The organism is Wolbachia endosymbiont of Drosophila barbarae (assembly GCF_044752445.1).
Lineage (GTDB): Bacteria > Pseudomonadota > Alphaproteobacteria > Rickettsiales > Anaplasmataceae > Wolbachia > Wolbachia pipientis.
The window spans coordinates 1-8,450 of record NZ_JBIXJM010000219.1; the positions used below are offsets into that span (position 1 = coordinate 1).

8 protein-coding genes, 1 tRNA gene and 2 pseudogenes are annotated in these 8,450 nt (G+C 34.9%); 5 read left to right on the top strand and 6 right to left on the bottom strand.

All coding sequences use genetic code 11. The annotated features are described in order from the left end of the window. Window positions 1–68 precede the first annotated feature (68 nt). The 4 genes and pseudogenes from ACIPNH_RS04985 to hflK form a co-directional block, all read right to left on the bottom strand. Window positions 69–758 (bottom strand): annotated as a pseudogene (locus ACIPNH_RS04985) (hypothetical protein); the annotation flags it as partial. A 116-nt stretch (window positions 759–874) separates the two neighbouring features. Further along, a complete protein-coding gene (locus tag ACIPNH_RS04990; protein WP_400772049.1) occupies window positions 875–2,359 on the bottom strand; it encodes a DegQ family serine endoprotease in 1,485 nt (494 codons plus the stop codon). A 3-nt stretch (window positions 2,360–2,362) separates the two neighbouring features. After that, on the bottom strand, window positions 2,363–3,235 hold the full coding sequence (gene hflC / locus ACIPNH_RS04995) for a protease modulator HflC (protein ID WP_400772050.1): 873 nt from the start codon (window positions 3,233–3,235) through the stop codon (window positions 2,363–2,365). A 2-nt stretch (window positions 3,236–3,237) separates the two neighbouring features. Continuing rightward, window positions 3,238–4,272 carry an FtsH protease activity modulator HflK gene (hflK, locus tag ACIPNH_RS05000; protein ID WP_010962866.1) on the bottom strand — a complete coding sequence of 345 codons (1,035 nt, stop codon included), beginning with the start codon at window positions 4,270–4,272 and terminating at the stop codon, window positions 3,238–3,240. Between the two features lie 453 nt (window positions 4,273–4,725). Here hflK and ACIPNH_RS05005 point away from each other — a divergent pair, with 453 nt between their 5' ends. The 5 genes and pseudogenes from ACIPNH_RS05005 to ACIPNH_RS05025 all read left to right on the top strand — a co-directional run bounded on the left by ACIPNH_RS05005 (window position 4,726) and on the right by ACIPNH_RS05025 (window position 8,032). Then, complete coding sequence (locus ACIPNH_RS05005) at window positions 4,726–6,615, top strand: actin-bundling T4SS effector WalE1 family protein (protein WP_400772051.1); 1,890 nt, start codon at window positions 4,726–4,728, stop codon at window positions 6,613–6,615. A gap of 107 nt (window positions 6,616–6,722) precedes the next feature. Further along, window positions 6,723–6,887, top strand: coding sequence for a hypothetical protein (locus ACIPNH_RS05010; protein WP_153296807.1), 165 nt, complete (start codon window positions 6,723–6,725; stop codon window positions 6,885–6,887). A gap of 180 nt (window positions 6,888–7,067) precedes the next feature. Next, a pseudogene (cutA, locus tag ACIPNH_RS05015) lies at window positions 7,068–7,373 on the top strand (divalent-cation tolerance protein CutA); the annotation flags it as partial. Beyond that, window positions 7,364–7,438 (top strand) — tRNA-Gln (locus ACIPNH_RS05020). The pseudogene cutA and the gene ACIPNH_RS05020, both read left to right, overlap by 10 nt. Window positions 7,439–7,573: 135 nt before the next feature. After that, window positions 7,574–8,032 carry a hypothetical protein gene (locus ACIPNH_RS05025; protein ID WP_237357357.1) on the top strand — a complete coding sequence of 153 codons (459 nt, stop codon included), beginning with the start codon at window positions 7,574–7,576 and terminating at the stop codon, window positions 8,030–8,032. Window positions 8,033–8,047: 15 nt separating this feature from the next. On the opposite strand, the gene ACIPNH_RS05030 is transcribed toward ACIPNH_RS05025, so the two are convergent. Then, window positions 8,048–8,239 (bottom strand): hypothetical protein, encoded by a 192-nt coding sequence (locus tag ACIPNH_RS05030; protein ID WP_400772053.1) that lies wholly within the window; start codon window positions 8,237–8,239, stop codon window positions 8,048–8,050. Further along, a partial coding sequence (locus ACIPNH_RS05035; protein WP_400771539.1) for a transposase occupies window positions 8,236–8,450 on the bottom strand: 215 nt, incomplete at its 5' end. The genes ACIPNH_RS05030 and ACIPNH_RS05035, both read right to left, overlap by 4 nt.

Consider the following 8,450-nt stretch of genomic DNA (forward strand, 5'->3'; position numbering starts at 1 on the left):
ATCCTTTCGTCGTGCTGTTGATTCTGCCTTCCTATGACCTGTTCGGACTATTATGAGAAATGCTATATAATTGAGTCGATTATCTCCACTTTTTCAGAAATCATTGGCAAACAAATGTGATGCCATATGTTTTTTGGCTTGGATAAGAGGTGCCCTGTTAAGTCTTCCAGGTGGAGCCTATGCATCACAAGCACAATTACTCCTTTTTTTCTATCGTTGAGTCTCGTTACTAAAGTCTGATCGAACCAGTTTGTGGCACGTTTTCTAAATGTTTCACTCAAAGCTTGAGCAGGGTTAAGCGGATCATCCACAATAATAAAGTCACCACCTTCACCGGTTAATGTTCCTCCAACTGATGTTGCGATTCTAAATCCTCTCTGCACTGTTTGGAATTTATATTTAGTGTTCTGGTCTTTGGATAGTTCTACCTCTGGAAATAGTTCTTTATACCAATCAGATTGCATTATGCACCTGGTATCGAGCGAATGTTTTTCACTAAGCAACTTAGAATAACTTGCAACTATTATTCTTGCAGTTGGCTGATTTCTCAGTATCCATGCGGGCCACGCAACACTCATACATATGGACTTCATTGAATGCGGAGGCATATTGAATATTATGCGCCTTACTTCGCCAGCATTCGCTGCTTCCAGCCTGTCTGCTATGACTTTTATGTACTGATAATCATTATACTCACATCCCGGCACCACTGTTTGAAAGCACAGTTCAATGAATTTTAGAAAATTTATATTATCCATATGTGTATTTTAGTGAATGGAATGTAGACTTTAATAGTTTTGATTTGTCTTGTAAGATTGAGGTGTTATAATGACAGGCTTACAATGCTGCTAATTTAGTAAATAACCTACGAGTGCTATTTCTTCAACTTTATCGAAGTAAAGAATTGATTTCCATTGCGGTAAATGAGCAACATTATTGAATCTTTACCGTTTTTCTTTACTGCTGAATCAACTTGTTTTTGAAAATCATTAGTATTTTCTATATCGGTTCCATCTAATTGGATAATAATGTCTCCTTTTTTAATACCACGCAGCGTGGCATTACTGTTACTATCTACATTGGTAACTATCACACCTTTTGTAGGATTACTTTCTTTTGATTCTTTTGGCAGATTTGAAACAGTTAAACCGGTTACATAATCAGATGTTGATTTATTTTCTTCTTGATTGTTATCTTGGCCATCATTTGTAGATTCTCCGATCACAACTTTAATATTAACCTCTTTGCTCTTTCTAAGTAACTTAACTTGCACTTTTTTCTCAGGTCCAGCTCTTGAAACCATTTGAGGTAATTGTGTCATTCTATCGATTTTTTTACCGTCAAATTCTAATAATATATCACCTACTTTAATCCCACTTTTTTCTGCAGGACTATCCTTTACTATACTTGCAACCAATGCGCCTTTTATATCTTTTAAACCCAAGGACTCAGCAAATTCTTTCGTTATAGGCTGAACTTGCACACCAAGCCAACCATGTTTTATTTTTTTGCCACTTTTTAATGTGTCAATAACTGACATAGCTAAATTAGATGGTATGGCAAAACCTATACCCACGTTGCCGCCAGACTCAGATGGAGAATAGATAGCAGTATTAATACCTATAACTTTTCCATTTAAATCAAATAACGGTCCTCCAGAGTTACCCCTATTAATTGCAGCATCAGTTTGAATAAATTCATTCATAGTGCCAATACTAATGTCCCTGGACCTTGCAGATATAATTCCTGTGCTTACAGAGCCACCCAAACCAAATGGGTTACCTATTGCCATAACCGTATCACCAACCCTTGCTTTATCAGAATCACCAAATGCAACAGAAGAAAGATCTTTATCAGAATTAATCTTAAGCACAGCAAGATCAGTTCTTGCATCATAGCCTAAAACTTCTGCTTTGAAATAAGTATTATCGTTCATAGTAACTGTGATATCTTGGGCGTTTTTAATAACGTGATAATTTGTTACTATAGTTCCACCTTTATCTATAATAAACCCAGAACTAAGCAACACCACCTCTCTGTTAACACTAGGGCCCCTATCCATAAAAAACTGATCAAAATGCTCAAAAAACTCTCTAAAATCATCAAAAAAATTATTTCCTGGCATAGATGGAACTCTAGTTCTGCTGTTATTTTCTTGTTTGATGATTTGTTCGCTTGAAATATTTACAACCGCAGGAATGAGTTCTTCCACTAAATCGGCAAGTCCTTGATTACAGTTGCATGCAGTAGTGCTAGCATCAACGACCTTTTTTGCATTCCAATCAAACATATTAGCATACGAAGAAAACGCAATTAGAAAATATGCAAATATAGATAAAATAAATGCCTTACTTTTCATAAATTATTTCCATCCTTTATTTAAAATATCTAAAAAGTTATTGTTTGGTGAAAGTACAAATTTAGTATTATTTTTGGCAAATGATTTACTGTAAGCACTCATAGAGCGATAAAAGTTAAAGAACTCTTCATCAACTTTAAATGCCTCATTATAAATCCTAGTTGCTTCAGCATAACCACGACCCCTTATTTCGTACGATTCTTTTACTGCACTGGAGATAATTTCCCTTTTTAATTTATCAGCTTTTGATCTAACTTCCTGCCCAGCTTGCTCTCCTTCTGCTCTAATTTCTTTTGCTTCTTTTTCCCTTTCAGTTTGCATACGGCGAAATATTGCAGAACTATTTTCTTCTGGTAAATCTGCTCTCTTAATTCTTACATCTATTATTTCTATGCCAAATTTTTCAGCTTCAGAATAAACTCCACGCTGAATCAATTGCATAACCTCTGATCTTTTTTCATTCAACAAGCTAATCAACGAAAATCTGCCTATATTTTCTCTTATGTGTGCTTCTATAACCGGATATAATCTTCTAACCAGACCTGATTCATTCCTCACAGCCTGGTAAAAAGTAACAGGATTTGTTATTTTATATTTTGCATACGCATCTACTATAATACGTTTTTGATCCGCTGTTATCACTTCCCTTGGGATCTTATCAGGACTTAAATCTAAAACTCTTTTATCAAGAAACTCTACACTATTTATGAATGGCAACTTAAAATATAAGCCACTTTCCCTAACATCCCTTACAACTTTACCCAGTTGTATAACTATTGCTTGCTTTGTTTCTTGCACAACAAATATTGAATTAGATAAAGCAATCAATAAAACAACAAATACAGAAACAAAAACAATTTTAATATTACTACTCATGGTTATTTTCCTAAATTTGTAAGAGGTAAATAAGAAAACATACCTTTCAGATCATCAGTTACAACAACTTTGTCTACCTTACTGAAAATATTTTCCATAGTTTCAAGATAAATACGATTCTTAACGAGAGAAGGATTCTGTCTATATTCCTCATAAAGAGATAAAAAGCGATTTGCATTACCTTTTGCTTCATTTATTATTTCATTTTCATATGCTTGTGCATCTAATTTTATCTTTATCGCTTCACCCTTTGCTCGAGGTATAATATCATTATTATAAGCATATGCTTCGTTTATAGTACGCTCTTTGTCTGCACGAGCACTTTGCACATCTCTAAATGAGCTAATGACTTTTTCTGGTGGATCAATTTTTTTCATTTGAACAGATAAAATCTCTATACCCATTTGGTATCCATCAAGAATCTGCTGCAATAGAATTCTAGTATCTCTAGAAATTTCTGGTCTGCCTTGACCAAGTGCAAAAGAGATCGTATTTTTACCTATTATTTCTCTCATGGCACTTTCAGCAGCATTTTTAACACTGAAACCGGGTTTGTAATCCCGCACTTTGAATAAATAGTCCTTAGCATCTCTAACGCGCCACTGAACCTCGAAGTTAACGTTGACTATATTTTCATCTCCAGTTAGCATCACGCCTTCACCGCGATCTGTATCTCGCCCATAAGAACTACTTACCCCAATTTCTTCACGATTTACTTCCTTAACGTTCACTTTAAAAACCTTGCCAATAGGGTAGGGGAAGTGATAACGCAAACCAGGTGTTTCCGTATTAGAATATTTACCAAAGGTAAGTTCTATACTTTCTTCACTAGGATGGACAATATAAAAGCCAGTGCAAGCATAGAACAGCAAAATAATGAAAATGATGAAATAAGGTTTTTTGCCCCTGTTTCTGGTTAATCCATTAAGAAAGAACCTTATATCAGATACAGCTTTACTTAAAATATCTTCATTATTAGGAGTTTTGTTCCCTACCGGTTTCTTTCCCAGATTCCAAGGATTATTATCATCAAACATAATGATTGATTCTATAATTAATACGCTAATATTACTTCTTTAATAAGAAAATGCAAACATAAATTGCTATTTTATTTACAAATTAATCATCAGGATGGAAAACATGATCGTACACTTCCTTTTCTCTATGTAGTATGGTTGACTCTATGGAATTTTCTGGCTTTTTTTTGAATTCTTTGTTGTCACTCTTTAAGTGCACTACGTCTTCGTGAAAATGGAAATGATAGCTGAATAATAAAACCATTATTATTAAAGTTATAACAGCCAAAAAGATGAGTGTTCTTTTTCTATACCTCATAAATGCTGCAGCTTCTTGACCTAATTTTCCACACTATCAAAAAACACGTCAAGCGAAATTATTTGAAGACAAATAAATACTGGCAATCAATTTAACACTAACTTAAGAATCAAGGAATACAATTATAATATATTTAATTAATAGTGAGGTTTAAAATGTCACCTAATGAAAAAAATTCTGTTGTAACTGAACAAGGAAATGATCTTGGTTTGAATAAAACGACGCAAGATTCATTAAATTTAGAGGCTGCTAAGGATTCCAAGAAGCTAAAAGAAAGAATTACTGACCTGTTAAAAGGGGATACAGAATTCTCTAAGATGAAACAAGGAGATAAGATTCTTGTAGTAAGTGCAGCAAGTGGATTATTTACGGCAGTACTACCACTTTTGGCAGTTGGTGCAACACTTGCTATACCAGGTGCTATAGTTGGTCTTGCTTTATATTTCGCTGTAAAAGTCGCTGTAAAAACAGTTCAATCTGGATATAAAGGGCTCAAATGGTCAGCAGAAAAAACAGTTGATGGGGCGAAATATACTGCCGGGAAAGTTAAGGACACGTCAGTATATACTGCAGAAAAAGCAAGAGAAGGTTATTATTCAGTAAAAGGAGCTATAAGTTCTGTGGGACGAGCAACAAGAGAGAGAACTGGTGCTACGTTAGGAAAAATGGGGCGCAGTTTAAGTAATTTAAGTAAAAGTATGTCTAGTTTAGACGCCATCCCATATTCAATAGATAACGAAGGTCAAACTGTTGTTTTGAAAACAGAAGAAAAAACAAGGAATTTCAATAGTGTAAAGGAGATGGTTATTAAGGAAGTTCTTGAAGACAAAGCCGTGAATAGCTTTGCTTTAACTAAGGAAATATTTTCTAAGCTGGGAGAAAAAATATTAGAGAAAGCTTATTCTGTTGATGGTCAATCAGGTTTCCAAAAGGACCAGTTGATCAATCAGTTGAAACAGCAAGCAGATTTTGTCAATAAATTATACGCTAAGAAGTTGCAAAGTTTGTTATCTAAAGATAATAACAGTCTTTATGAAATTTTCTCTGACCATCACGATGAAATTAAGAGAATTGTTAAAGAGTGCAAAATAGAGCATAAACTTTCTAACTCCATAGAGAACCTTAATGAAGTAGCAGGAAAGTATGGTATCAGAAAAGGTTCAATGCAATCTTTTGAAAACAGCTCATCAAGAAGCAGTTCAATGAGTTTTCTAAATTCTGTAAGTACTGACAGTACCATTAGCAGTGAAGCGGAATTGTTAAATCCTGCAAACCATAAAGAAGTGAAAACAGCTACTTCACTTTTGGATAAGGTTTCATCACCTTTCAAAAGTGGCAAAAAGTCAGAAAAAACTTCTGAAGTTAAATATCAAGTTCTTTCTGAATCAGACACGTTGCCTAGAAAAATAGGAAATAGCACTTTTTACGTTGATACTCCTACTCCAATTGAGAATACTAATAAAACTGCAACAATAGGAGGAAGACCAGGAGTTGCACGACGTAATAGTACTAGCAACCTTACTAGGGTAGAAACTCCAGAAGTACCAACTAGAAGCGCCTCATTGACTAACTTAAATGGACAAAGTTCTTTCAGTGAAGATGTTCTCAGTGATCCTAAAGTAAACCAATATCTTGGTAATTCGAATAAAGGAACTCTAACTCGCAGTAATTCTTTTGATAGTGCAAGAGGTTCATCTGGTCCTTCTACACCAACAAGCTCATTAGAAAGATTGGAACAATCTTTCAGTAAAGATGAAGTTGGGGCAGCAATGGAGAAAAACTTAAAAGAATTTAGTTTAAGTGCTAAAACTGAATCTACATTACACAATTCTTTTAGTAATCGTAATGGTTCTGATAGTGGATTCAATTCACCAACTTCTTCTCCAACACATACAATGTTTACTGAAAATGGCAAGGCAAAAACCCAAGCTGACTTAAGAAAGACAGGTCATCTGGACAAACTGGTGGGACAGCCTTCTACGAAAGTAGCTGTTGACACTGACGTTCAACAGCAAGCTGCACAAACAGCTGTGAAAACGAACTAAACAAAGCTATCCACCTTCTCCAAAAGGATGTTACTCATTGAGTAACATCCTTTTTTGTTTTTAAACTATAGAAAAATCCTAGATCCCAGCGGTATGCGTACAACCGTATGAACATTGTGATTTCTCTGCTAGGAAAGGTGTCATCCCAGTGCTTGACTACTTGGATCCAGGAAAGTTTGCTTGTTTACAAGCAAACTAGCATAGAAAGTGGTTACAACGTTTTCGATGAGATTATATGGAAAACTGGATTCCAGTGTCAAGCACTGGAATGACATCACAGGGGCACTGGGATGACACCTTTACGTTTGAGGCAAACTAGCTATAACACTTAACATACTACCTTTGCAAACAAATGTTCATACAGTACGCGCTGGCGTTATTTTCTCTTGATGAATAAACCTGAGTGGAGTATAGTAGCAATGCGTTTATATAGATTCTAATGAATAATTTAGTTTTCAACTTTTTCAAATTTAAATGAGGCTAAAACTATTTCTGAAGAATTGTTAAACGAGAAGTTAATTGTATGTGTAACTGAAGTAAATTCTCTGTATTTATGGAAGGGTGAAATTAACAGTGGTTGTGAAGTAGTGGCAATTATGAAGAGCAGGAATGATCAAGTTGATAAAATTGTAGAAAAAATCGAAGCAATGCATTCTTATGATCAGTCAGCTATTGCTGTGATGCCCATAGAAAAAGCAAATAAATCTTTTACTAATTGGGCTAATAGTGTTATTGATGTAAGTAGTATTGGGGTGTAGCCAAGTGGTAAGGCAGCGGTTTTTGATACCGCCACGCGAAGGTTCGAATCCTTCCACCCCAGCCATATTGAAGTGGGTGTGAAATGATATCACTTTTCTATAAATTAAGATTATTGAATTATATATTAGGTAGTCTAAAAGATATAATTGTGAAACTGTTTCTCTTCACAATGTATCTTTACACATTCAGCATTGTGCTCATGTTTCTCAGCAATGGTTTTTGGTATGCTGTAGAATTTTGCTCTTTCAAAAATGCGTTTTACCGTTTGTTTCAATATTGCAAGTGGTATTATGAAAATAGGGAAGATCTCGGTTACGGAATTTCTATTCGAATATTAGTGGCGTTTCTTACTCCGCATTTTCTCTATAAATTATTACTTGGCACAGGCTGGAAGTCCTTTTTAAAGGGAAAGATAATACAGATACTCAACACAAGAAGAAAAAAGGGTAGTGAGTTCAGTAACAGTAGCAAACCAAGTGGCAGTAGTTATAGTGATAAGAATAATTACAGCAATAACAGTGGTAACAATGAGCGTCAAGCTCAAGATGCAAAGCGAAAAGTAAACATGATAAAGCAGCTATTAATCAAAGATATAGAGGCAACTATAGATAGGAGATTGAATTATATTTTTTTCGGTAAAAGGAGTAAACCTCATTAAGTATATAAAAAGGCTTTATCTAGTAAGGCTTTTTAAGGTTGGCTGTATTTTATTTTTTACGTATACCGGATCACAATCAGCCAATATACATGTGTGCACAAAATCTTGACTAAAGTCTGACAACCAGGAAATTGCCTTACGTTTTTCTACCAAGCTTTCTGTTTTTTTACAGTTATAGCATTTCTCATAATAGTCCGAACAGGTCATAGGAAGGCAGAATCAACAGCACGACGAAAGGATTCGAATAGAGGAATGTTTTTCCTAGCTCTGTTTTTTATAGCAAACCAATGATGCTCAATTTTGTTGAAATCTGGAGAATACGGCGGCAGATACAAAATTTCTGCACCAACTCCTCTAGCAAGCTCGATAATCTTACCAGACTTATGAAAAGTAGCATTGTCAAGAATGACAGTCTGTC

Bases quoted from the DNA above. Each gene is read 5' to 3' on its own strand.
- hflK (WP_010962866.1), bottom strand. From the start codon at position 4,272: ATGTTTGATGATAATAATCCTTGGAATCTGGGAAAGAAACCGGTAGGG.
- ACIPNH_RS05025 (WP_237357357.1), top strand. From the start codon at position 7,574: ATGTTTCTCAGCAATGGTTTTTGGTATGCTGTAGAATTTTGCTCTTTC.
- ACIPNH_RS05010 (WP_153296807.1), top strand. From the start codon at position 6,723: ATGAACATTGTGATTTCTCTGCTAGGAAAGGTGTCATCCCAGTGCTTG.
- ACIPNH_RS05030 (WP_400772053.1), bottom strand. From the start codon at position 8,239: ATGACCTGTTCGGACTATTATGAGAAATGCTATAACTGTAAAAAAACA.
- hflC (WP_400772050.1), bottom strand. From the start codon at position 3,235: ATGAGTAGTAATATTAAAATTGTTTTTGTTTCTGTATTTGTTGTTTTA.
- ACIPNH_RS05005 (WP_400772051.1), top strand. From the start codon at position 4,726: ATGTCACCTAATGAAAAAAATTCTGTTGTAACTGAACAAGGAAATGAT.
- ACIPNH_RS04990 (WP_400772049.1), bottom strand. From the start codon at position 2,359: ATGAAAAGTAAGGCATTTATTTTATCTATATTTGCATATTTTCTAATT.